At 37.8% G+C, this 21,675-nt stretch carries 21 protein-coding genes and 1 pseudogene; 15 read left to right on the top strand and 7 right to left on the bottom strand.

Annotated features, from left to right (window positions below; all coding sequences use genetic code 11):
- Window positions 1-177: 177 nt before the first annotated feature.
- The 4 genes from ACFPA1_RS21220 to lspA form a co-directional block, all read right to left on the bottom strand.
- A complete protein-coding gene (locus ACFPA1_RS21220) occupies window positions 178-483 on the bottom strand; it encodes a hypothetical protein (RefSeq protein ID WP_378585329.1) in 306 nt (101 codons plus the stop codon).
- Between the two features lie 171 nt (window positions 484-654).
- Window positions 655-921 carry a hypothetical protein gene (locus tag ACFPA1_RS21215; RefSeq protein WP_378585326.1) on the bottom strand — a complete coding sequence of 89 codons (267 nt, stop codon included), beginning with the start codon at window positions 919-921 and terminating at the stop codon, window positions 655-657.
- A 100-nt stretch (window positions 922-1,021) separates the two neighbouring features.
- A complete protein-coding gene (locus ACFPA1_RS21210) occupies window positions 1,022-1,201 on the bottom strand; it encodes a hypothetical protein (RefSeq protein WP_378585323.1) in 180 nt (59 codons plus the stop codon).
- On the bottom strand, window positions 1,180-1,617 hold the full coding sequence (gene lspA, locus ACFPA1_RS21205; protein WP_213146193.1) for a signal peptidase II: 438 nt from the start codon (window positions 1,615-1,617) through the stop codon (window positions 1,180-1,182). Before lspA ends, ACFPA1_RS21210 begins: the two co-directional genes overlap by 22 nt.
- A gap of 369 nt (window positions 1,618-1,986) precedes the next feature.
- On the opposite strand from lspA, the gene ACFPA1_RS21200 reads away from it, so the two are divergent.
- Window positions 1,987-3,564, top strand: a complete 1,578-nt coding sequence (locus tag ACFPA1_RS21200) for a phytoene desaturase family protein (RefSeq protein ID WP_378585319.1) — start codon at window positions 1,987-1,989, stop codon at window positions 3,562-3,564.
- Window positions 3,565-4,643: 1,079 nt separating this feature from the next.
- Here ACFPA1_RS21200 and ACFPA1_RS21195 read toward each other — a convergent pair.
- On the bottom strand, window positions 4,644-5,006 hold the full coding sequence (locus tag ACFPA1_RS21195; RefSeq protein ID WP_241113729.1) for a hypothetical protein: 363 nt from the start codon (window positions 5,004-5,006) through the stop codon (window positions 4,644-4,646).
- 587 nt (window positions 5,007-5,593) lie between these two features.
- Complete coding sequence (locus ACFPA1_RS21190; RefSeq protein WP_213146195.1) at window positions 5,594-5,857, bottom strand: hypothetical protein; 264 nt, start codon at window positions 5,855-5,857, stop codon at window positions 5,594-5,596.
- Between the two features lie 292 nt (window positions 5,858-6,149).
- Between ACFPA1_RS21190 and ACFPA1_RS21185 the strand changes: the two genes are divergently transcribed.
- The 9 genes and pseudogenes from ACFPA1_RS21185 (at window position 6,150) to ACFPA1_RS21145 (ending at window position 14,942) form a co-directional block, all read left to right on the top strand.
- The gene (locus tag ACFPA1_RS21185; RefSeq protein ID WP_378585316.1) at window positions 6,150-8,735 is read left to right on the top strand and encodes a PBP1A family penicillin-binding protein; all 2,586 of its coding nucleotides are present in this window, start codon (window positions 6,150-6,152) and stop codon (window positions 8,733-8,735) included.
- A gap of 458 nt (window positions 8,736-9,193) precedes the next feature.
- A complete protein-coding gene (locus ACFPA1_RS21180; RefSeq protein ID WP_378585313.1) occupies window positions 9,194-9,844 on the top strand; it encodes a nitroreductase family protein in 651 nt (216 codons plus the stop codon).
- 286 nt (window positions 9,845-10,130) lie between these two features.
- Window positions 10,131-10,391: a hypothetical protein gene (locus ACFPA1_RS21175; protein ID WP_378585311.1), complete on the top strand. Its 261-nt coding sequence runs from the start codon at window positions 10,131-10,133 to the stop codon at window positions 10,389-10,391.
- A 407-nt stretch (window positions 10,392-10,798) separates the two neighbouring features.
- A pseudogene (locus tag ACFPA1_RS21170) lies at window positions 10,799-11,062 on the top strand (DUF2834 domain-containing protein).
- A gap of 161 nt (window positions 11,063-11,223) precedes the next feature.
- Window positions 11,224-11,628, top strand: a complete 405-nt coding sequence (locus ACFPA1_RS21165) for a VOC family protein (protein ID WP_378585308.1) — start codon at window positions 11,224-11,226, stop codon at window positions 11,626-11,628.
- A 303-nt stretch (window positions 11,629-11,931) separates the two neighbouring features.
- Entirely contained in the window at window positions 11,932-12,450 is a 519-nt protein-coding gene (locus tag ACFPA1_RS21160; RefSeq protein WP_378585305.1) for a YfiT family bacillithiol transferase, read from the top strand.
- Between the two features lie 392 nt (window positions 12,451-12,842).
- Window positions 12,843-13,376 (top strand): cysteine hydrolase family protein, encoded by a 534-nt coding sequence (locus ACFPA1_RS21155; protein WP_378585302.1) that lies wholly within the window; start codon window positions 12,843-12,845, stop codon window positions 13,374-13,376.
- A gap of 218 nt (window positions 13,377-13,594) precedes the next feature.
- Window positions 13,595-14,134 carry a CBO0543 family protein gene (locus ACFPA1_RS21150; protein ID WP_378585300.1) on the top strand — a complete coding sequence of 180 codons (540 nt, stop codon included), beginning with the start codon at window positions 13,595-13,597 and terminating at the stop codon, window positions 14,132-14,134.
- Between the two features lie 238 nt (window positions 14,135-14,372).
- The gene (locus tag ACFPA1_RS21145) at window positions 14,373-14,942 is read left to right on the top strand and encodes a histidine phosphatase family protein (protein ID WP_378585297.1); all 570 of its coding nucleotides are present in this window, start codon (window positions 14,373-14,375) and stop codon (window positions 14,940-14,942) included.
- Window positions 14,943-15,151: 209 nt separating this feature from the next.
- Here the strand turns inward: ACFPA1_RS21145 and ACFPA1_RS21140 are convergent, their stop codons facing one another.
- On the bottom strand, window positions 15,152-16,069 hold the full coding sequence (locus tag ACFPA1_RS21140) for a LysR family transcriptional regulator (protein WP_378585295.1): 918 nt from the start codon (window positions 16,067-16,069) through the stop codon (window positions 15,152-15,154).
- Window positions 16,070-16,404: 335 nt separating this feature from the next.
- On the opposite strand from ACFPA1_RS21140, the gene ACFPA1_RS21135 reads away from it, so the two are divergent.
- The 5 genes from ACFPA1_RS21135 to ACFPA1_RS21115 all read left to right on the top strand — a co-directional run bounded on the left by ACFPA1_RS21135 (window position 16,405) and on the right by ACFPA1_RS21115 (window position 21,398).
- Window positions 16,405-17,319, top strand: coding sequence for an NADP-dependent oxidoreductase (locus ACFPA1_RS21135; RefSeq protein WP_378585293.1), 915 nt, complete (start codon window positions 16,405-16,407; stop codon window positions 17,317-17,319).
- A 29-nt stretch (window positions 17,320-17,348) separates the two neighbouring features.
- Window positions 17,349-17,897: an NADPH-dependent FMN reductase gene (locus ACFPA1_RS21130; RefSeq protein ID WP_378585290.1), complete on the top strand. Its 549-nt coding sequence runs from the start codon at window positions 17,349-17,351 to the stop codon at window positions 17,895-17,897.
- A 1,003-nt stretch (window positions 17,898-18,900) separates the two neighbouring features.
- Window positions 18,901-20,175, top strand: coding sequence for a group II intron reverse transcriptase/maturase (ltrA, locus tag ACFPA1_RS21125; protein WP_378585287.1), 1,275 nt, complete (start codon window positions 18,901-18,903; stop codon window positions 20,173-20,175).
- 215 nt (window positions 20,176-20,390) lie between these two features.
- Complete coding sequence (locus ACFPA1_RS21120; protein WP_378585285.1) at window positions 20,391-20,579, top strand: hypothetical protein; 189 nt, start codon at window positions 20,391-20,393, stop codon at window positions 20,577-20,579.
- A 333-nt stretch (window positions 20,580-20,912) separates the two neighbouring features.
- The gene (locus ACFPA1_RS21115) at window positions 20,913-21,398 is read left to right on the top strand and encodes a DinB family protein (protein WP_378585282.1); all 486 of its coding nucleotides are present in this window, start codon (window positions 20,913-20,915) and stop codon (window positions 21,396-21,398) included.
- Window positions 21,399-21,675: the final 277 nt, after the last annotated feature.

Genomic DNA, 21,675 nt, shown 5'->3' with positions numbered 1-21,675 from the left:
ATGCTTATTTTTAGAATACCACACAATAAAAAGATATTTAAATGAAAAATGTTGACAAACTATTAGCTGGTTTATATCTGCTTTTTAAGCCACCCAATATACATTAGCCGGAAATTCTCCGCCTATAAATTCTTTTACATACACGAAAATCAACAATTAATAAAAACTGAGCCTAAATTAAAAACCTGGTACATTAACACATTTTCTAATCGCGTCCATGATTTTATCTACCGCATCCTTAATCTTGATCTGAACTTCTTCATTATATAGACCAAGTGATGAATAAGCCGCAGCGTAGAAATCAGCGAACATACTCGCAGCTTTCTTTGGAATATAGTCTGATTCGGACCATTCCTCCGAAAGGTAATGAAGAACCTCAATAATTTGAACAACTTTTTCTGACTGTAAACCATATCCCAATCGAAGAGAAATGAGCAGCCCATCGTCTCCCAAAAGCAATTCTTCCAATCTATCTACATTCATTTTTATTACCTCTTTTTAAAAGATTTCGGTTTCAGGTTTACATTCCCCTTTTTCTGCTGCCTAGCTTACACTTAGCAATAACCAGATTCACCTATCTCTGATTTTGTATCTTACTGACAAAGATTACAATCCAATGGAAAAGACACTTTCAGTTGAAAGTGCCTTAAGAACTTAATTTTCAGGGCAAGTTCCTTTAAATACGCTCACTTGTCCTCCCTGCTTGAATGCAAATGTACCTGGTGTACCAAGATGTACATGTTCGTGAAATTGGTGGTATCCGCCGTGATTTGGATCATCAATTGATGTTTGCCCGCTACCAATGTCACATACAGTTTGACCCGGAGTAACTAAGTAATGTTGGTGTGCAGCAAACGCAGGAGTTGCAGATAATGCACTTACAAAAAAAGATAAGAACAAAACTCGTTTTACTTTTTTCATTTTATCACCTCTTTATAATGTAAATACCTTTTGATTGTACTTTATTAAGAGGTGAATGTGCTAAATAAAAGTTCGACATTTTAAAACAAACCTTCTCCATTTAGCTCTTTCTTTTCAAAGTGGCCATCTGAACTAATTTTACTGAAAGTGTTTGCCATAATAATAATGTAATTGGAAAGGATTGAAGAAAACCAAAATAAAAAATGGGGAAGTATGCCTTTTGTGTTTGTATAATGGCCAAAGCATTTGCAGGAGAATCTAGTTCTTCTTTTTTAACCATCTAACGACCCCATAAATAATAAGCAGGAACACCCCCATCTCAATCGCATGGTCGGCCAAGTTAAGAATTCCGCCAGAGCGAATGATAAAATCTGTCACCTGCCCAAACAAAAGTCTATCAATGCCATTTCCGATTGCTCCTCCGACAAGGAATCCAAAGCTACAATCGATGAGAGTCCCATTCATTTCTCCGGTTCTGCGAAAATATAAAACACCTATTACGAACAACACAGCCACAATTCCGAAGAGCCGTGCATTGCCTTGAAATAAGCCTCCTGCCATCCCGCTATTTTCGATATGTGTGAGGTGTATTCCCCACAATGTAAATGCTTCATTAATATCAATGTGGGCCCGAATTAGATATTTAGAAAGCTGGTCCAGCACAATAACCAGGATTGCAATGACATAAAATAGCATCTAATAGTCCTTCTCTCTTGCAGAATAACCTGCATCCTAACCATCATTATAATGGGAAGCTTTTTTCTACACTATTTTGGAGCTCACCTTTTACGCGTAAAACTTCCGATTGTCCTACAATCAGATAATAAAAATTTAAATTAGCAGTTCTTCAGCAGTTGGAAATAATTTATTACCGTTTTGCTCTTCGGGTTTTACAAAACGATTATCCCAAGATTTCGATACAAATAGTTAAGATTTTAAAACTTTTAAAAGGGCCTTCCTTAATGGTAAAGACGTCCTGAAATATTTTTATTAATGTCCTAGATTTAGTGCTTAATATCTAAAAACCATAATATCCTTTTACGTAGATATCGTAAAAGGAGAGATATGATGGATCAATTTGATGTCATTATTATCGGCAGCGGCCATAATGCGTTGATAACGGCTGCCTATTTAACACAGGCTGGAAGAAGTGTATTAGTTTTAGAAAAAAATGACCGTCCAGGAGGATTTTTGCGCACAGAAGAGCTGACACTGCCAGGTTTCAAACATGATGTCTATGCTGCTGCTCATCCACTCTTTACAACCGGACCAGCGTACGCAGAGTTAAGAGAGGACTTAGAAGCACGCGGGCTTCGCTATTTAAATACAGACCTGCCGACTGGCGTTTCGATCGAAGACGGACGAACAGCGGTTCTTCCTTCTTCCTTTGAGGAGCTCATCGCTGAAGCAGAACGGTTGGCTCCTGGTGACGGCACAGCGCTGGCAGGCATGTTTGAACAGTTGAATCCTTATGTAAACGATGTTTTTGGGTTATTTAACATGGATCTTTCCAGTCCAGAAGCTGCACCTATCATCCAGCGTTTACTTCATCAAGAGGGCGGCGTGGGTTATTCACCATTTGCAGCATCGATCGTTTCAACGGCTCGTAATACGGTTAGTTCGCTTCAGTCACCTGTCACGAGGGCGATGCTTGCTTCCTGGGTTACTCACCTTGGCCGTACACCGGATGAGGTGGGAAGTGGAATTTGGGTGCCGCTCACCGTGATGGCATTGATGGGCGGTGGAATGCCAATACCGGAGGGCGGCAGTGAGAAGTTAGCGCAGGCATTAGCTCAGCTGATCACGGATCAAGGCGGAGAAATTCTTACAGAGATTCAGGTCGAGCGGATTTTAGTGGAAAATGGTAGAGCAGTTGGTGTAAGGACCTCAAAGGGGAAAAAATACCGTGCCAAACAGGCGGTCGTGGCCTCAACTACACCTGACCAGCTGTATCTCTCGCTATTAGCCGATACCGAAATATCACCACCACTGCGCGCACAAGCAAAACAGTTTCGATACGGCAGAGGATGTGTACAAATTCATTTAGCTTTGAGTGAGCCGCCAAACTGGCCGGATAAGCGGTTTAACCGTGTCGGTCAGCCACATCTAACAGATGGGCTAGACGGATTTACCTTAGCTATTGCCCAAGGCGCAGCTAATCTGCTTCCGTCAAATCCGACCTTTACCGTAGACTGTTCGACCAATCTTGATCCAACAAGGGCACCGTCAGGAAAGGCCATCATGCGTATTCAAGTGCTGGAAGTACCTATAAGGCCAAACGGGGATGCTGCAAATCTCATCGATGTGGGGAATGGGACATGGTCGCATGATTTGACAGAGCGTTTTACAGAACGCGTGCTAAACGTGGTCAGCAAGCATATACCCAACATCCCAAGCGCAGTCATTGGAAAATACGTAGTCACACCAGACACAATTGCTAAGTATAACCCAAATGCTGGCCCGGGGGATCCGTATGGTGGTGCACATGATTTAGGGCAGAGTTATCTTTTGAGACCACTACCAGGGCAGCCGGGTCATCAGACAGCAATTCCAAATGTGTATATGCTCGGGGCCGCAACTTGGCCTGGACATGGAGTAAATGGTGGATCGGGGTATATAGTGGCTCAGAAACTATTGACCTAATAAGACTTATTAACTTATGGAATACAATTCCTGAGTGAATGGCTCGTTTGATGGATTAAAACGTTTCATCAAATCTGATAAAGGGTCCCGATTTGGGATCTATCTTAAACGTGGGCGATCCTTCAAGAAGGTCGCCTTTTTTTTTACACAAGAAAGATTGTGAAATGTTGTACTTGAACTATCGTGGCAGGTTAGTGCAATAAGAAGGAATACTGTAAACTGTAATTAAAGGAGAATTTATGCAGGTTTAAATAGGAGACAGTCACTTTTTCATTCAGTAGTACAAAATATGAAGATACAGAGGCGACAGAAACATTTACTTTTAAAGAATTAGGTATTGATGAGGATTTGGATGAGGAAGGACTAAAGATAGAAATAGATAAAATTTTCCAGGCTTGAGTTTGGGATAAACTCAATATTTCTTATAGTATCGTTATAAACGAGGACAAACGCAGATAGTACAGATTATATTCTGTAACAAAAGAGAAACTTCTTATTGTGCAAAATGGGCAGAATAGTGTAAGTAAGAAAAGTCACCGTTTACTGAACATCTCCTTAGACTACCTCAATAAAACAACCACTATAGATACTCATATTTGCTAGGTTTAAAACTATTTTTAATGCTATTTCATAATCTGCCGTTACAAAACTTGTCCAAATTGCATTTCTTATTAATGACTAAATAAGAAAGGAGTGCAAATTTAATGCCTTGTATTCGTTCTGATTTACAGCAACCAGTGTGCTTAACAATTATCTACAATGTAAGCACTGGGGCACTGGTAGATTCTTCAGTTGAGTGTGGAGTTTGTAATCTTGAAACGGAGTTTGATTTTACTACTAAAAATCTAGTAATTAGAGTACCATTAACAGTCCACGGAATCCTCACAATTAACGACCACTTCCAAGCAAGTTGCGTTACGGCTAATATTACACAACCTTAATAAAGGTCTAGTTAATATTTTGGGAATGTAGGAGAGTAGAATCTACATTCCTATTTTTTACTATGAGGACCTTTCTTTAATAAGGAATTAAAAAAGTGGCTAATTATTAGCCACTCTAGCCTTGCGTTAATAAATTGATTATATCGGATGCGGTGGAAGAAATGGAATGGGGCGGATAGAGGCTACGGTATCGCTATTCGGTTTCAGATGAATCTGCACTTTTGCGTCATTAGCTGCTAAGTCGGCTGTAATCGAGGCGAATGTGTCTAGGACGTCAGATGTCGTTGAACCAAATGTAATTGGTCCTTTTACAGTCGAAATTAGTGTGTTCCAGCGTGTAACGATTGGGCGGATTGGGTCAGTGGGGGCGAACCGTTCTAGTGCTGCACGGTGCGGGACAGTCGCCGACACGACTCTCGAAGTCTGTGTGACGCCATTAACGCTATAGGTTAGTGTGCCAGTGCTCGGAGTGAATGAGATAAGCGTGGCAAATACGTTCATACTTGTCCTCCTTTATTATAAGATTCTATTTATCTTATGCTTGTACAACAAATCAGTATGGATTTATATCCAAGTAGATGGGGTTTTCCATAAACTAGAAATAATTATTGGGTCGACCATATTTGTATCAGGATACTAATCAACACCAAAGAGTATAAAGGCAAAAATTTGTGAAGGATTGTGTACTTAAACTAACGGGTAGCTTTAATTTAAGAAGGAGACTGCCAAAGTAAGCACTTTAGGACAGGATTTGGAAGTGCAAATTGAAAGGTTGCAAGCTGAAGGCTGCGACAAGATTAGCCGCCAAGTAAAATCTATGTACGGATAATAGACCAGCACAGGTCCCGGTTTCGAAAAAGTTGCCGTAATGGCAGCTTTTTCTTCTTTTACTACCAGGAAATTAACTTCTGTGAAATTCGAAAAATGGCAATACTTAAATTCATCTTTTTAAAAGGGGAGAGCGTCTGATCCTTGGTGTTTATATACTTGTTTAATGGATTAAGAAGCTTCTGTTATTGTAACCGTATAGCCTAAGTTTTCTAGTCTTCGAACCGAATGGCGTACAATAGATACCTGTCTTTTTTTTATCAAAGTAATCTTCGCCTAAGTCTACATACATTTCTTTTCTTGTTAAAAGGTAATATGCGATCCGCAAAATCGACATGTGCAACTACAATAGCTGCTCTTTTGTTTCCTTTTCCAGCACTTTCATTATGTCTAGATACGAGAGCTGCCCAGGAACAAAGATGTGCCGCAGTTCCATTATAATCATTATTATTTCCTCCGGTTGCCTCTTCATTTAATAAATATTTTTCCATACTTGAAATCGACTCTCCCATAATGACTTTCATTAATTTAGCCAGCTGGCAACCCCATAAATAGTGTCGGGATGGAAATAATAATACTTATACCTTCCCGCTTTTCTGAAGGAAACTAACCCTGCATTTTCTAAGACCTTCAAATGCTTGGTAAAAACTAGTAAAGATATATCAAAAGGTTTCTGCTAATTTTTATATGGTTTTCTCACCCATTGAAAGTTCTTGGATGATAGCAACTTTTATTTTAAAAACACCACAGGAACGGTTCGCCTCGTTCAAATCGGGCCAGTCTTGTCCATGGTCTTGAAAGGTAGGAGAAAGAAACATGACAGAAAATGATTGGTCTCGGACTGAGCGGAGAAAAAACATACAAGAACAACAACAAAGTTCTTCAAAACAGGATGAGAACAAGAGGCCAAGAAGAGGATTTTGGAAAAAATTCTTATACATTTGTCTTACACTAGGAATTGTACTGTTCTTGTTTGGAGTGGGCGCTTTTTACTGGATCATTAAAGACGCTCCTAAGTTTGACGAAACGCTATTAAAGGATCCTTTATCTTCCAAATTTTTTGCTAGTGATGGGAAAACCGTCATTGCCGAAATCGGTAAGGAGAAACGGAATGAAATTAATATTAAGCAAATACCTGATGTCTTAAAAAATGCTGTTTTGGCCACAGAGGATGCCCGTTTTTATCAGCATCATGGAATTGATGTTAAACGTACTCTTGTTGCTGTTTGGACGAATATTACAACTGGTTCTTCTCAAGGCGGCAGTACGATTACACAGCAAGTTGTGAAAAATTCTTTTTTATCAATTGAAAAAACCCCTACAAGAAAAGTGCAGGAATGGTATTTAGCCATTCAATTAGAAAAAAAGTTCTCTAAGGATCAAATTCTAGAAATGTATTTTAACAAGAATTTATATGGCAATGATGTATATGGCGTTGCAAAAGCGGCCGAAAGGTTCTTCGGTCTTGGTCCCGATGAGTTAAATAAATTAACACTGGAACAAGCTGCACTCCTTGCCGGAATTCCACAAAGTCCCAATAACTATACACCTACTGTTGAAAGTAATCTTGATGCAGCAGAAAAACGCAGAAATATGGTTCTTTATTATATGAATAGACATGGATATATTTCCAAATCAGAAATGGAGAAAGCACAAAGTACACCAATTGAAGATACATTAAATATTCAACAAGCGGCATCAAATAAATATCAAGCCTTTGTTGATACGGCCATTTCAGAAGTACAAGAAAAAACCGGTGGGAATATTTTTGAAGATGGCTTAGAAATTTATACAACCATTGACCCAAAAATCCAGCAAGTAACGGAAGATGTTCTTTCAACAAATGATTATATCAATTTTCCAGGTAATGATAAGCTGCAAACAGCTGTTATCATTGCCGAGACCCAGACGGGAGCCATTAAAGCCATTGGCGGAGGAAGAAATTATCAAACCGGCAAATTTAACTATGCAACAAGGATTAAACGTCATCCTGGTTCTACGATTAAACCAATTCTTGACTACGGCCCAGCCATTGAAAAATTCAAATGGTCAACTGGACACATAATAAAAGATGAGAAGTATCAATACTCAAATGGAACCCCTATTCGAAATGCAAGTCATACCTATGCAGGAGATAAAACGATTAGAGATCATCTGGCCTGGTCACGTAATATTCCTGCATTAAAAACATATCAGGAAGTTGGAGCAGACTATGCCACTAATTTTGCCAATAGCCTTGGTTTTCCTATTACAGAATCTCAAAAAGCAAATGAATCGAATGCAATAGGCGCCATTGATGCAGCATCTCCTTTAAATATGGCTGGAGCGTATGCAGCTTTCGGGAATGGAGGTTACTATGCAGAACCATTTACTGTTTCCAAAATAATTTATCCCGATGGAACGGAAAAGAACTTAGCTTCAAGTAAAAAGAAAGTAATGGAAGACTCTACTGCCTTCCTCATCACAGATATGCTACGTACAGTGGTGGATTCAGGTACAGGAACCATGGCAAATGTTAGTAGTCTTGATATAGCTGGAAAAACAGGAACAACCAGCTTCGATCAATCAGCAATAGAAAAATACGGTTTACCTAATAATGCGACAAGAGATGCATGGTTTGTAGGATATACACCGCAGTACACAGGTGCTGTTTGGACAGGCTACACAGAAACTACTTCTTCAGATGACTATTTAGGAGGCAAAACCGAGCACTTCTCTAAATTAGCGTTTAAAGAGATTATGTCACGAGCAGCTACCAGCACGGAAGGATTTATACAACCAAGCAGTGTTGGGAAATTAGGCAAGGAATACTATGTACAAGGCGGAGAAAAGCCACCAGCACCTAAGATTGATAAACCAACCAATGCTCAGGCGAAATATGATGAAGCTTCAGATAGCATTCAATTATCATGGAATTATGCTTCTGAAACCAGTTCAGAAACAACCTTTGATGTTTCTTATACAGTGGATGGAAATACAACAAAACTAACATCCACAAAAGAAAGCCAAGCAGTACTTCAAAGCCCAGAGAAAGGAAAATCATATACACTTACAATCGTTGCCATTTCTGAAGAGATAAAAAGTGATCCAGCATCTGTTTCAATAACAGTTGAACAAAAAACAGAAGTGCCAAACAGTCCAACCAATTTGCAAGCTTACTTTGATAAAAACTCTAATAATATTGTTATTAGCTGGGACAACAATAATGCCATTGCTCAAAATGTCAAATTTACCGTTTGGTTTACTGTGAATGGCCGTACGTATAGATTGAGACCCATCTCAGAAACCCATGCAACGTTAAGTAAGCCTAAACCAGGTCAAACTTATGTTATTTCTGTTACAGCATCAAATGATGCAGGTACCAGTGCTCCTGCCGCTACTTCAGTTACAGTTGAATACTAATACTAAAAGTAGTAACGAGAAAACCACAGGGACGGTTCTTAACGGGGGCAATCGGAAGTTTTGCGCGCAAACAGGCACAACTAGTGGTTCTTCGCTAGTTGTGCCTTTTATATCCGGCTGTGGGATACGTTTCAACATTGTTTTTTTTGAAATACAAATCCAACAAAATTGCCGCTCTTTTGCATTGTGAATGGGAAACCAGCGATAGGTCCTATATGAATACTAAGTTTCAGGATGGAAAATTAAAAATTAGTGATAAACTGGAAAAAAGCGAAGAACATCATTACACGCATCTTGTCATGGATTGAATCTGGTCGTTTAAACGCTGTGGAATTCAAAGAAGATGAAGAACTATATGAACTATACAAACTTTACAACCAACTTTTATAAAAAGTCGAGTTCTTTTTCTTCTGTTATAATATATTTACAATTTTAAATGGTTCAAAAGGGAGATAAAAATGACTAGTTTTTTAGAAGTAAAAGAATTGATCCAAAATCGAAGAAGCATCCGTAAATATAAAGACATCGACGTATCCAACGAGGACATCATAGATGTCCTCGATTGTGCACGATACGCACCGAGTGATACAAACTCCCAGACCTGGGAGTTCATTGTCATAAAAGACAGGGAGAAAATCAAAAAGATAGAAGAAATGACGTGGGAGGCGCTTCGCGAGCGGGCGGGCGAAGTGGAGGAAAGAGGGCTTGAAAAAGAATCAAAGCTTTTGCTTCGTTCATTCGGTCCTTACGCCACCGCCTTTTCAGGCGCACCGGTGCTGATTATTTGTTTGGCTACACCATACAATTCAAAGTTCAAAGAAAAAATATTCGAGCCCATCGGACTCGTGGACGAGTCCGTCTGGCGTGAAGAAGGAATTAAATCGAGTTGTTTAGCATCGCAGAATCTGATGCTCGCAGCATACGCGAAGGGTTTGGGAACATGCCCAATGACAGGTCCAGTATTATTAGCCCAAGATAAAATACGGTCATATTTGGGGATAGAGGGTGAGAAAGAAATAAACATGGTAATTGCACTAGGATATCCGGAGGAAACGCCGAAGAGAATAGCACGGAAAGAAGTAAGTGAGATTTCTATCATTATCGAATAAGGTTCGCAGTTGCGAGCCTTATTTTTTTGTTGTTACAAAAATTTTTCATGTTATATTTGGCGCGTGAAGGGGCAGTTTAGTTCAATACGAATTAACACAAAAATTACAAATTTTTATGTTAATTATAGTAAAAGTAGTCTTATAAGGAAAAAAAAACATACAATTTAATTGTGTAATTGTCTACTTCAACAGAATAGAAACCAACTTCTATTTAAATTTTACAAACAGATGGCATTCTATGACGCTTATTATTTATTGATGAAGTTATTAATAAGGAGGAGTAGAAATGGATAAACATATGAAATTTCTTATAGCTGCATTAGCTGGTTGGTTACTTTTTTCAATATCTTCATCAACTTCTGAATTTATAGCAAGTTTTTCAAATATCCCGATTTTTAGACTAATCCCTTTTCCTATAATTGATTTTTTCAGAGAAATTATTAACATAGTAATATTTTTTATAAAGATTATTGGCTTAGCAACTGTGTTTATATTCGGCATACCAGTTGTTATATCATCTTGGAAAGAATTTATTAAGAATAAATAATTGGGAAATGTTATTAGGAAACAAACTGTTAAGAATTCCAAGACTATAATAAAAAGAGAATATCTGCTTTGGACTATTAAGATTGTGAAGTTTTATACTTAAACCATAGGGTGCTTTACTTCAATAAGAAGTAAGGCTTTTTTCTTGTTCAATTAAAGGGTAGTTTAATATAGTTACAAATAAAGGAAATAAGATAGGATATAAAGAAATACTAATGGGTTATATACAATTGGGTTATATTCAATATTTGGGAGGGCGATTACAAATACAAAAAACTACCTAAGGTTTAGAGGACATTTGAAATATATAAGCTGTAATATGGGATTGGTATTCGGGGAGGGTTTTCATTGAAATACTTTTATGGAATATTAGTGGTTTTAGGAGTTGTGTTGCCGTATTCCTAATTTATTCCTTGGATCATACAGAATGGCCTTGATTTATATCAACTAGTAGGAGAAATAACACAAACACGTATTGGATCATTTGCATGGATGGATGTTTTAGTATCAGCAATTGTACTTATCGGGTTCATTCTCTTTGAAAGAATAAGAAATGGTATGAGGTTTTTATAGTTGCCGATTGTCGGTACGCTTGTAGTAGGTGTTTCATTAGGCCTTCCTTTATTTTTATTAATTCGTGAAATACACATGGAGAAGCAATCACAAGGCTGAACTCTGCAAAATTTGTTAAACTAACTGGTGCGATTGCTAAACAACAGTAATCGCCTTTTGTTATTGAAGTAATGTGGCAGGTTAGTTTAACAATAATTTATTTAGTATAATAGATTCATTTAATAAAAATAGGCTGTTCATACCTATACCAGGGAGAAGAAATGACTTCAAAATTTGTTCACCATATATGCATTCAGACAAGTAATTATGAAGAATCCTTAAAATTTTATAAGGAAGTTCTTGGGTTTAAATTAATTAAAGAATCTCCCAATTTCCATAGTCGGCACTATAACTCTTGGTTAAGATTAGGGTCTTTCTATATAGAACTTCAAACTGGAAAAAAAGGAGAGATCCTTAATAGCAAAATTCCTCAAACCCAAGGAATTGTGCACCTTTGCCTATGGGTTGACGACCTACCTAAGGAGGTCGAGAATATAAAGCAATTAGGTATTGACTTTTTATTAAAGAATGATGAAGCAATTTATAAAGTTGAAAATGGGAGCTTATGTAAATTAATAGCTCCTGAAGGTACAATTATCGAGCTTCGAGATAATAGAGGAATATAGATTTAGTAAACTTTAATCACTTCAAATTACATATTAGGAGAAATTAGAAATTATAAATGTTAGTGGTGGAGGGTAACTAAAAAGGGCTATAGCCCAAGACCTCCTTCTTTCACTAATGGGTGCGTTCCTTGAAGATCAGACTACCATTGAGGTGGTCTTTTTTTTATTGAACTAAAGGGGCAGTTTAGTTGAAAAAAATATAGGTGTAAAGGACTTAAAGGAAAAGATGGAGAATTACATATTTTTAGACCTTTAATTTAGTTAGCCAAAAAATTACAAGTGATTTTATGGGAGGAATAGTAGATGGATATGAAATATCCAATTGGAAAATTTCAATTTAATGGTGAGATTACCAACATCATTACAAAGGATTGGATAAATGAGATTGAAGATTTACCAAGATTATTACAAGATGCTGTAAAAGACTTAGATAATGAACAGCTTGATACACCTTATCGTTCAGGAGGGTGGACTGTTCGACAAGTAATACATCACCTTGCGGATAGTCATATGAATGCATACGTTCGCTTTAAATTGGCTCTAACAGAAGAAAAACCTGTAATAAAGCCATATGATGAAACTGAATGGGCGGAACTTTCTGATTATAAATTACCAATTGATATTTCACTATCTCTCCTCGAATCATTGCACAAACGCTGGACAAACCTTTTACGTAGTCTAAGTAGGGCTGATTTGGAAAAGACATTTATCCACCCAGATTCAGGTGAAGTTTCAGTGGGTAAAAATATAGGAATTTACGCTTGGCACGGGCGACATCATCTTGCACATATTACTTCTTTGTGTAAGCGTAAGGGCTGGTAACGTACTTTGTGAAAGATTACACTTAAAGGTGTTGCTACATTAACTTACCTTGACGAAAATAAATAATGAAAGCTAAGCACCGTCCTTTCTCTACATTTTGTAATAAGGGAAGGGTGGTGTTTTATTATGGGAATTACAGCAAACGGACCTTGATGAAAAAAATTGTAACCTTTTATCTTCTTTTGTAGAAAACAACCAACTAATACCTTAATCATGCTAAAGTGAACAAAACATATCTGAGGAGGAAGGGTAGTGCAGTATATTGATAGTTTCGGTTGGGTCCTAAATATAATTCTATTGATTTGTTTTGTTATAGCATTATTGGCGCTAATGAGAAAACCGAAAGAAAATAGAAAGAACACAAAGAAGAAAATGTGAAGGGACGATATTTTATGAGTAATAGTGTTTTGTTAGTTGTTGATGTTCAAACAGCATTGATTAAAGAACATCCATATAATGAGAAAAAAGTAATTGGGAATATCAAAAAACTTATCTCTATTGCAAGAGATTCTAATAAAGAAGTGTTATATGTTCGGCACGATGATGGTATAGGTGAAGAATTAGAATATGGTACTGATGGATGGCAGATTTATAATGAAATAGCACCTAATAAGGATGAAAGGGTTTTTGAAAAAAAATGTAATAGTGCATTTTTCAAAACTGGCTTAAAGGAATATTTGGAGAGTAAAAAAATAGATACTATTATTTTGACAGGACTTCAAACAGAATATTGTATTGATGCAACTTTGAAAAGTGCATTTGATCATGGATATAGTGTAATTATTCCAGAACAAACAAATACAACTTTTGATAATGAGTATCTATCTGGTGAAAAACTTTATGAGTTCTATAATTATAAAATATGGAATAATCGTTTTGCCAAAGTTCTATCTGTTGATGAAGTAAGCAAAATTTTGTTTAGGTAAATTATTTTTAGGGTTAAATAGATTTAATAAAGTCACAATGTCCTTATTTCACTAACGGGGGCAAGAGTTCAAGAAAAGGGATGCTGCGGCAATCACTCTTTTTATTGCATTAACGGGGCAGATTAGTATAAGAATATTACCTTAAATGGCAGTATAACAGAAATGAAGAAGTGCATTATAGTAATGATAATATCATTACTTTAATAAGGGATAAATTTATGTACAGCCAAACAGACAAAATGGGTAGCAAATATCATTCACTTCAAACAGATATATGGCTTCATCACGATTTGTTTAGTCTTGGGTGGTGTAGTATCGTCATTATAAATGTATTATTTTTTATTCTGTTCATTCTCTTAATTGACCGTTATAGGACGTTGTTAATATCTTTTGCTTTTGTGGTTAGTTTTGTAATTGTTGGTTTCGGAAATGAAGTAGGCTCTTATTTTGATTTTTGGAGTTATCCACATCAGTTCCTTATTTTTACACATCGTTTTAATGCAGTAGATTTTGCTGTGGTTCCAGTCATTATGGCTTTGACGTATCAATACTTTTCAAAGTGGAAACCTTATTTTGTTGCTACTGTTATTATGTCAGCAATAATGTGTTTCATTGGGATACCGATTTTTGTTTTCTTTGGATTATATAAATTAGAGAATTGGAACTACTTCTATTCTTTTTTAGTTACAATTTTAATGTTTCTGATATTGAAAATTATTGCTGATTTCGTAAGAGACAAATCTAAAAAACATTCGTAGTAAAAAAAGGGAGTATGTTAAGAAATGTCTGAATAGGGGCAAGAGTTGATTTCAGGGCTGTCAGTGCGACAGCTTTTTTTAAAGTAACGGGTGCTAGAGTTTAAGAAGGATCGTATATGCTGCGGTCCTTTTTCTTATTGAAGTAACGGGGCAGGTTAGTTGAAGAAGGATTTCTTAATTCTTTTATAGAATAACAGTTAATGGTATTAAGTAACGTGTAAATGCTAGGAGAAGAATTATGGAAATATCATTGATTAGACATGGAAAATCACTACTAACTGAAAATGATAAAATAAGTGGTTTCGAATTTAAGAAGTGGGTTGAAAAGTATGATTACAACGGAGTGTTTGAAGAGTCAACATATCCCTCGACAACCCTTGAAAAAATTGCAACTGCAAATGTTGTTATTACAAGTGATTTAAAAAGGGCTGTTGAATCTGCAAGATTATTAAATCCAGTAACGGAAATCATTATTGACCCTTTATTCAGAGAAACGGAGTTACCTTCTAATGCATCTCAATTATTTAATATGAAATTAAAGCCAAGTATCTGGGCAATTGTATTAAGAATACTATGGTTCAGTGGTTATTCAAACGAGTGCGAGTCTTTGAATCAAGCAAAATTTAGGGCAAATAAGGCATCGCAACAGCTAATTGATTATGCTAATGAATATAAATCGGCGGCTTTAGTTGGACACGGTTTTTTTAATATGTTAATTGCTAAAGAGTTACGGAAAAAGGGCTGGAAAGGTACAAGAAAAAGGGATGCAAAGCATTGGAATTGTATGTCATTTTACTTGTTCAACTAAAGGGTGCAAGAGTTTAAGTGGTGATTGCTGCGGCAATCTTTTTTTATCTTATTAAACTATTGGGGCAGTATAGTTAAAGAGTGTTGTTTAACTTGTGTTCAACAATCAGGCCTGACTTGTGAAGTAACAAAAAGCCCAATTTCTCATATTCAATAAATTGGGCTTTTAAATAATGGCATTTTCTGGCGCGAACCCTAATAGGTCATCTTCTATCGTAACTTCAATGCTTTCCTACCCTCGCTTCCTACTGTGTGTTCTTCATCCCTGAAATAGGTGACGATAAAATCTCGAAATGCAATCGCTGCCTGTGATAAATAACGATCTTTCTGCCAGGCTATCCGAAAAATCCTTTCACCTGCAGGATCTTCGATTGGCAGTTTCACTAAGTTCAGCTCCTCTCCACTTTTACAGCCACCGACAATGGAAACACCAAATCCAGAACGAACAAGTTCTACGATACTAGCTGGATCTTCTGTTTCACACACCATCTTCGGACGAAAACCTGCTTTATCACAAAGGTCATCATTCATAATCCGTAAAGGAGAATTTTCTTTGTATCCAACAAAAGGTTCAGCTGATACTTCACTAAGGTTAATTGCTTTGCGGTTTGCATATTTATGTCCGTGCGGCACAGCGAGATAGAGTTTTTCCTTTACCAATGGAATTTCACTGAATCCTTCTTGTTGAATCGGAAACGAAGTTAAATAGAAGTCTACTTCATGGTTTGTTTCTATGTTCTGAAAATCCTCCATAGACGATTGAAACATCCGGAAATTAACCTCTGGATGTTCAGCCAAAAAGTTCTGCAAAGGTTCTCTAACCTGTTCCATATTCATAACTGCCAGGTAAATACGACCTTGTTTTAAGCCTGATAGATCTTCTACTTCTCGACACCCCTCTTCGAGCAAATGGATTGCGGCCTTCACTTTTGCTTCAAATGCCTTTCCAAAAGGATTCAAACGAATTTGCCGTGCTTTACGATCAAACAATGGTACCCCCAAGTCCTCTTCCAAGCGCTGAATCGTTCTACTTAAGGCAGGTTGGGCGATATGAAGTTCTTGTGCGGCTCTAGTCATATGTTCTAATTTAGCCACGGTTAAAAAATACTTAAGTTGTAGAAGTTCCATCCAGTTTTCCCTCCTATTCATTACATTCAGTATATGCACATATAGCAAAACATGTATTTTTGATTATCTATTTGCAATTATATAATGAAGGTAGCTAGCCAACAACAGAACTGCTATACATGGGAGGAGGTAAACAGATACGTGAAGTGATACATGGGGAACAGTACCTACAAACGTGATAAAATCAACAATCGAACTAATTTATAGCAATCTTTATTTGATTCTCTCGCTTTCATATGTAGGCTTGATCTTGATTTTCATCATTAGATTTGGATATAGAACACCATTGAGTTATCAACAAAAATAACATAAAAAAATTTAAGGAGCTGATGAAAATGAAGGCAGTAGCTTTTCATTCACCAGGAACACCGAACGTATTGCAAATAATGGAATTTGATCCTCCTGTTCCGGGGATTGGGCAAGTTCGAGTAAAAGTAAAAGCAGCCGGCGTACAGCCCGCTGACTGTGCGATTCGAGGTCAAGGTTTTAGTCCACCAGGAGTGGAAATCCGGTACCCTCAAATACTAGGAAATGAATTTGCTGGTATCATCGACGTGGTTGGTGATGGGGTTGAGAGCTTTTCTGTTGGCAATGAAGTTATTGGTTGGTCTCTTCTATTTAGCTATGCTGAATATGTGGTCGTCCCAACATCTCAACTCGTTAGAAAGCCTAAAAATATGCCATGGGAAGAAGCTGGTGTACTCACCGCTTCAGGGCAGACTGCTCATACGGCACTGCAGGAACTCGGAATCAGTAAAGGAGACACCGTACTTATAAACGCAGCTGCAGGAGGAGTTGGAACGTTCGCCGTTCAATTAGCACGAGCATGGGGTGCAACTGTGATAGGTACTGCAAGCCCACGTAACCATGACTACCTGCGCTCCTTAGGAGCTATTCCAGTCTCATATGGAGAGGGACTTGTTGAACGAGTACGCGAACTTGCACCTAAAGGGGTCGATGTTGCCCTTGATGCAGCAGGCGAGGAAGCCCTACGAGCCTCTGTAGAACTTGTACACGACAAAAAACGGATCGGTACAATCGTTGCTTTCGATCTTTCAGAAGAGCTTGGAACCATTCCGATCCGTAGTAAGCGAAGCGTATCAAGGTTATCCGAACTCACCAAGATGTACGAACAAGGGCTGCTTCGCATTGTTATTTCACAAATATTTCCATTACACCAAGCTGCAAATGCTCACAGAGCTGTAGAGACCGGTCACGTTCGAGGGAAAATTGTCCTCACTGTGGATTAGAAAGTTAATACGATACGAGGAGGAGTAATATGAAAAAACTAAATATTGGCATTATTTTAGGAAGCACACGTCAAGGTCGTGTAAGCCCACAAGTCGGAAAATGGGTAAAAGAAATAGCTCAGCAACATGAGGACGTTAATTATGAAATTCTCGATATAGTCGACTATAATTTGCCATTTTTAGGAACGGGAACAGGGAAAGAACGAGGGATCATTGCCTGGAAAACAAAGCTTTCCAGCATGGATGGATTCGTCTTTATCGTTCAAGAGTACAATCACAGTATAACCGGAGCATTGAAAAATGCACTCGATTCAGCATATGAAGAATGGAACAATAAAGCAGCAGGAATAGTAAGTTATGGTTCTACAGGCGGGGCTCGTGCCGCTGAGCATTTACGCGGAATCCTAGGGGAATTATCAGTCGCGACAGTTAGCGCCCATCCAACCTTATCCATTTTTACCGATTTCACAAAATCTAAAGTGTTTAAACCTGCTGACTTTCATACTAATTACGTCGCCAAGATGTTAGATCAAATCTTATTATGGAGCCGGGCTCTAAAAACAGTAAGGAAATCGTAGCTACACTGAACATAGAAGAGCATGTTAAAAATATGTCTTTCTTTGTTTCTTTGTAGGCAATTGGGCGCAAGTTTTGAATAACTTAATGCTCCTGCTAGTATAGAATTGGGTCCTTAATAGAATCACAGAAGTATAAAATGATCAAACTTTTTCATAAAAATTTTCTGGCATAAAAAATATATTAAGAGCCTGTTTTGATCAATCTTTTTTTCAAAAGCAGGCTCTGATTTTTGCTAAATTGGGGTTTGAGGGTATATTTTAATCAAACTTCATTTTAAACCTGCATAAACAACAGGATAGTTTGTTTATTATCAAATAATTAAACATGGAGCTTATTATTCAAATAACGGATGCTTGTCTTTAATAACGAGACTTTCAGCAATAGGGCGCGAGAACTTGGATGGGAACCAGTGACCGCGAATTTAATCTTCAGAGGTCTATACGAATAAAAGCAATGTGTCGCTAAAAGGGGCGTTAATCGAAGAAAGATTAACGCTTTTTTTGGTGTGCCAGGCATGGCAACTATCTAGGTGGTGAAAGTCCACTGTGGGGGTACACATCGTCCAACCACTAAGGAAGCGCAAGGTACTTACCGTGAGGTAAGGGCTGGAGGAAGCGTGGAATAAAATCTTGGCTCGACGAACAGAAATCTGATACTAAGGCTCTACAAAGGGATAAGGCTCCCAAACAAGTCAAAGTCCAAAAAGATGTGCGTAACTTTGTAGGGTAAATCAGGCGAGTAAAAGAGGAAAGATAGTTGTCTTACCCTGGGAGGTCTTGCGGATGTACACAGGTACAGTCGAAAAAGGTTTGCCGCAAGAAGTCAGCAGAAGCCATAGTAATGAAGTAATTCATGAAGGGCTGAACAATTTATAGTGTTTCAACGCCACGAATGCATAAGTGACCTACTCCGAATGTGTTAATGGGGAAAGTATGAGCGTATCTCAAAGGATAACCAAAAAGGAGCTATCACTTATTACGTGAGAGGAAAGGAGAAACGAGTGTGAAACTTTTAGAACAGATTCTAAGTAATCAAAATATGAATGAAGCCTACTTGCGTGTCTATAAAAATAAAGGTGCTAGTGGGGTCGATGGAATAACAGTTGATGAACTGAAGCAATATCTGAAAGAGAACAAGGATGAGCTACGTCAGCGCATCAGAACAAGAAAATACCAACCACAAGCTGCCTTAAGAGTGGAAATCCCAAAAGAAAATGGCAAGATGCGCAAGTTGGGAATACCAACAGTAGTGGATAGGGTAGTTCAACAAGCCACTCATCAAGTTCTCAGTCCGATATTTGAAAAGCAATTCAGTGAATTCAGTTACGGCTTTAGACCAAAAAGAAGCTGTGAGATGGCTATTATAAAAAGCTTGGAATTTCTGAATGATGGACATGATTGGGTAGTAGACATTGACCTTGAAAGGTTCTTCGATACAGTGCATCACGATAAACTCATGCGAATTATATCCAACACAATAGATGATGGTGATGTCATCTCGCTAATCAGAAAATACCTAGTCAGCGGAGTCATGGTGAAAGGGAAATATGAAGAAACCCCTGTCGGGACTCCGCAAGGAGGAAACCTTAGCCCGTTATTGAGCAATATAATGTTAAACGAACTCGATAAGGAACTAGAGAAAAGAGGACTACGGTTCGTGAGATACGCAGATGACGCTCTCATCTTTGTAAAGAGTGAAAAAGCAGCAAACAGAGTGATGGAATCAATCGTGAAATTTATAGAAGATAAATTAGGATTAATTGTCAATGTAGAGAAGAGTAAAATCTCTCGTCCAAAAGACTTGAAATTCTTAGGATTTGGTTATTATTACAATTCTAAAAATGGGAAATACCAAGTTAAACCTCATGCCGTATCAATACAAAAATTTCAAAGGAAACTTCGAAAATTAACAAAGCGAAATTGGAGTGTACCACTAGACTTCAGAATTTTAAAACTAAAACAAGTCATACTTGGGTGGGTTAATTACTTTAGAGTCTCGAATATGAAAAAAGCAATGACTGAGATAGATAAGAAGCTTCGCTCCAGAATTAGGGTTATCATCTGGAAGCAATGGAAGGTACCGAAGAAACAAATCAAATCGCTTGTTCAACTGGGGATTCCAGAGGAAGAGGCGAAAGGATTAACTTTCTGTCGGAGAGGTTACCGGTTCATCGGATTATCGAAAGTTGTTCAGAGAGCAATTTCGAACAAAAGACTAAAGCAGAGGGGAATACCCTCTGCTTTAGAACATTATCTAAAAGTTCACACTGTAATATAAATTGAAACGCCGTATACGCGAACCGTACGTACGGTGTTGTGAGAGGGGCGAAAATAAATTACTTTATTTTCCCTCTACTCGATTTAAAGTTATTAAGCTAACGGGCAGGTGAGTCTAACAAGGATTTTCTAAAAAGATACCGAACTATACAATTACGAAACCCAATCCTTATCAAAGGAAGTATAAATGAAAATTGAGGTTGTAATGGAAATCAATTGGCTGGCAGAAGTGAAAAAAGAAAAGATGATCTTTTAAAGGACTTGGAAGGCTTATTGCGTATTGCGAGTGTTAAGGATTTAACAACGAGTACTCCCGAATATCCAATGGGGGAAAAGATTGGCGAAGCATTGGATTATGTTTTGGCATTAGCCAAAAATGAGGGTTTTAAAATGTCTGCCCTATAGGGTACTTTATTTGTCATGATGAAGGAATAAAAGCTGGATGAGCCGAATAAGTCATAGTGATCATGGTTTTTTTGTATTCTCAAAATTAAAGAATGGAGTATTTCATTGAGAATATTTTTTCGTTATATGGCCGACAGTCGAAAATGAAGGTTATTTTATGCGTATGAATGGCTTTTTTCGAAATTGATTGAGGATTATTGTTATCGTCACCCGGAAATTTCGGATTACCCTGCCATGTTGGAGAGAATTAGAAGCTGGAGAGAAAGGTATGTCCAATATGGAAGGGACACACTTGGTTGAAGGATTACACTATACAGTGAAGGGATTGGTTTTATGCAAGTTGTAACCAAAATGTTTTTAGAACAACTCGACATGCATTGCTATGAGAATGAGTGGTTTGCATCCATAAATCAGGCGCTTGATGGAGTCATCGCAGCTGAGGCAGCATGGACAAGTCCGGGCAGCAATTCAATTTGGCAGATTGTCAACCACTTGATATTTTGGAATGAAGACGTGATCCATCGAATTAAGGGCACAGAGAATCCGCATAAACCCGAAGACAATGAAGAAACCTTTGGAAAACCGGGGGATCCAGAAGACGAAATTGGTTGGGCCCAGACAGTGCAGCGCCTTAATGAAGTCATGAATAAATTAAAAACGGTCATTGCGGATCTTGACGATGAAAAGTTAAAAGCTCCGTATGCAGCTAACAGGTACTCTATTGAGCGTTTACTCAGCAATATCATGATGCACGATACGTATCATCTCGGCCAAATTGTTCTGTTGCGAAAGTTGCAATCCTCTTGGAGTGGCGTATGATCCTAACGCAATATAGTACAACGACCTTCCTCGCCTAGCAGATTTATAAGTATTGACGGTGTGAAGCCATTTTCATTCTCTATGGTGAAGCGGTGATTTTACTGCTTCATGGTTGGCTATACAGGTGTGTTAGTTAAATAAATAAGGACACATATTTGCGGCTCTTTCGCATATTTCATTGATCAACAGTCAGGCGCTTTTCTTAAATAAGAAGGCGTCTTTTTGCATGTACAACACATTTAGGGATTGAGTTTAATGAGGTGTAAAAAAAGATTGT

Origin of the sequence: Neobacillus sp. GCM10023253, assembly GCF_042653105.1 — a bacterium.
Classification (GTDB): Bacteria; Bacillota; Bacilli; order Bacillales; family Cytobacillaceae; genus Neobacillus; species Neobacillus citreus.
The sequence above is the reverse complement of the archived record's forward strand: the minus strand, read 5'-3'. Positions and strand labels throughout refer to the sequence as shown.

What these genes read in the sequence shown, in the direction of transcription:
- ACFPA1_RS21140 (WP_378585295.1), bottom strand. Translation starts at nt 16,069, where the DNA reads ATGGAACTTCTACAACTTAAGTATTTTTTAACCGTGGCTAAATTAGAA.
- ACFPA1_RS21220 (WP_378585329.1), bottom strand. Translation starts at nt 483, where the DNA reads ATGAATGTAGATAGATTGGAAGAATTGCTTTTGGGAGACGATGGGCTG.
- ACFPA1_RS21150 (WP_378585300.1), top strand. Translation starts at nt 13,595, where the DNA reads ATGTACAGCCAAACAGACAAAATGGGTAGCAAATATCATTCACTTCAA.
- ACFPA1_RS21175 (WP_378585311.1), top strand. Translation starts at nt 10,131, where the DNA reads ATGGATAAACATATGAAATTTCTTATAGCTGCATTAGCTGGTTGGTTA.
- ACFPA1_RS21190 (WP_213146195.1), bottom strand. Translation starts at nt 5,857, where the DNA reads ATGAAAGTCATTATGGGAGAGTCGATTTCAAGTATGGAAAAATATTTA.
- ACFPA1_RS21180 (WP_378585313.1), top strand. Translation starts at nt 9,194, where the DNA reads ATGACTAGTTTTTTAGAAGTAAAAGAATTGATCCAAAATCGAAGAAGC.
- ACFPA1_RS21155 (WP_378585302.1), top strand. Translation starts at nt 12,843, where the DNA reads ATGAGTAATAGTGTTTTGTTAGTTGTTGATGTTCAAACAGCATTGATT.
- ACFPA1_RS21130 (WP_378585290.1), top strand. Translation starts at nt 17,349, where the DNA reads ATGAAAAAACTAAATATTGGCATTATTTTAGGAAGCACACGTCAAGGT.
- ACFPA1_RS21135 (WP_378585293.1), top strand. Translation starts at nt 16,405, where the DNA reads ATGAAGGCAGTAGCTTTTCATTCACCAGGAACACCGAACGTATTGCAA.
- lspA (WP_213146193.1), bottom strand. Translation starts at nt 1,617, where the DNA reads ATGCTATTTTATGTCATTGCAATCCTGGTTATTGTGCTGGACCAGCTT.
- ACFPA1_RS21160 (WP_378585305.1), top strand. Translation starts at nt 11,932, where the DNA reads ATGGATATGAAATATCCAATTGGAAAATTTCAATTTAATGGTGAGATT.
- ACFPA1_RS21115 (WP_378585282.1), top strand. Translation starts at nt 20,913, where the DNA reads ATGCAAGTTGTAACCAAAATGTTTTTAGAACAACTCGACATGCATTGC.
- ACFPA1_RS21215 (WP_378585326.1), bottom strand. Translation starts at nt 921, where the DNA reads ATGAAAAAAGTAAAACGAGTTTTGTTCTTATCTTTTTTTGTAAGTGCA.
- ACFPA1_RS21145 (WP_378585297.1), top strand. Translation starts at nt 14,373, where the DNA reads ATGGAAATATCATTGATTAGACATGGAAAATCACTACTAACTGAAAAT.
- ACFPA1_RS21195 (WP_241113729.1), bottom strand. Translation starts at nt 5,006, where the DNA reads ATGAACGTATTTGCCACGCTTATCTCATTCACTCCGAGCACTGGCACA.
- ACFPA1_RS21165 (WP_378585308.1), top strand. Translation starts at nt 11,224, where the DNA reads ATGACTTCAAAATTTGTTCACCATATATGCATTCAGACAAGTAATTAT.
- ACFPA1_RS21210 (WP_378585323.1), bottom strand. Translation starts at nt 1,201, where the DNA reads ATGGTTAAAAAAGAAGAACTAGATTCTCCTGCAAATGCTTTGGCCATT.
- ACFPA1_RS21185 (WP_378585316.1), top strand. Translation starts at nt 6,150, where the DNA reads ATGACAGAAAATGATTGGTCTCGGACTGAGCGGAGAAAAAACATACAA.
- ACFPA1_RS21200 (WP_378585319.1), top strand. Translation starts at nt 1,987, where the DNA reads ATGATGGATCAATTTGATGTCATTATTATCGGCAGCGGCCATAATGCG.